At 49.0% G+C, this 1,081-nt stretch carries 2 pseudogenes; both read right to left on the reverse strand.

Features of this window, described 5'->3' with window-relative positions:
• Window positions 1-946, reverse strand: a pseudogene (locus tag CIK04_RS26500) (GTP-binding protein); the annotation flags it as partial.
• Between the two features lie 17 nt (window positions 947-963).
• Window positions 964-1,081 (reverse strand): annotated as a pseudogene (locus tag CIK04_RS26505) (sulfate adenylyltransferase small subunit); the annotation flags it as partial.

Here is a 1,081-nt window from a genome sequence, read left to right on the forward strand (position 1 = left end):
TCGATTTCATCGGCTAACGTGAGCGTCACGGCCAAACCCGCTTGTGCTTGTTCAAGGTCACCATCAAAAGTAACGATGCGCGCAACGGTTGAGCTTTTACCCGATGGCAGCGCCGTAATGCGATCGCCCACGTTCACCACACCAGACGAAATGGTGCCAGCGAAACCACGAAAATCGAGGTTTGGACGATTAACGTATTGCACTGGGAAACGGAATTCACCCGCTTCTTTCTCTTTCTCAACGTCAACCGCTTCCAAAATTTCGAGTAGTGTCGGGCCTTGGTACCAAGCCATTTGTTGGCTCAGCTCAACCACGTTGTCGCCTTCCAGAGCAGAGATTGGGATAATTTGAATATCCGTTTCGCCGCGCAGGTTTTTCGAAAACTCTAGGTACTCCGCTTTGATTTCTTCAAAGCGTTGTCTTGAGAAAATTCCACTAAGTCCATTTTGTTCACGGCAACCACAAAGTTGTTTCAGGCCGAGCAAATTGGAGATAAACGAGTGAACGACGCGTTTGATCCAACACACCTTTACGCGCGTCGATCAGAATCACCGCTAGGTCACACGTTGAAGCGCCTGTTGCCATGTTGCGCGTGTACTGCTCATGCCCGGAGTATCGCGATATGAATTACGCTTCTGGGTTGAGAAGTAACGGTAAGCCACATCGATGGTGATGCCTTGCTCACGCTCCGCTTGTAGACCATCCACTAGCAACGCTAAGGTCTGGACGACTGCCCGTGGTACCAACGCGCTGACTGTCTGAATGCACTGCCGCAAGTTTGATCTCATAATCTGTTTGAGTCGTGTAGCAAACGACCAATCAGGGTACTTTTACCATCGTCTACCGAGCCACATGTCAGGAATCTAAGTAGCGATTTGTGTTGGTGTTGATTTAGGTAACCTTCAATACCTAACTCAGCGAGCTGAGCTTGAACTGCACTATTCATTTTCTTTCCTTAGATCCTTAGAAGTAACCCTGACGTTTTTTCAGTTCCATCGACCCSKATTGATCGTGGTCGATGGCTCGTCCTTGACGCTCACTGGAAGTCGCCACCAGCATCTCTTCAATAATGCCTGTCAAC

The organism is Vibrio sp. 03_296 (assembly GCF_002265885.1).